Genomic DNA, 414 nt, shown 5'->3' with positions numbered 1-414 from the left:
ACGGTGGACCGTCCGTATCTCTGCCTGGATCGCCGAACAGGTCCTGTACTGGTGCGGGCTCATGGTCGATGACACCGAGGCGATCACTCCATGGGCCATGGAGCTTGCCGAGCGGTGCGCGCAGCGAGGCATGGCCGCCGAGCAGGCCGTGTGGGCACTCCGCAACACCGCCGAGGTCCCGCAGAGCCGCGAGGCCCTGGCCCGGCTGGCCGCGGACGAGGCGCTGCCTCCCGAGATCCGGGAACTGGCTGCGCAGGAGCTCGCCTGAGCGGTGACTCCCACGTCCGTCGGACAGGTCTGTATTGGGCTGCCGTCAGCGTGCGTGCCGAGTCCGAAGCAGTCGCACTTCTGACCGGAACAGGACCTTCAGTGCGGATCCTCCCAGCCGTGTCGGACGGCATGACCGCCGAGCTG

1 protein-coding gene is annotated in these 414 nt (G+C 68.8%); it reads left to right on the top strand.

Features of this window, described 5'->3' with window-relative positions; all coding sequences use genetic code 11:
* On the top strand, positions 1–268 hold a 268-nt coding region (locus tag AC1DYK_RS35960; RefSeq protein WP_478170614.1), incomplete at its 5' end, for a hypothetical protein.
* Positions 269–414: the final 146 nt, after the last annotated feature.

It is taken from the genome of Variovorax sp. P2_H12, assembly GCF_056403395.1.
Note: the sequence above shows the minus strand (reverse complement) of the source record. Positions and strands in the feature narration are given on the sequence as shown.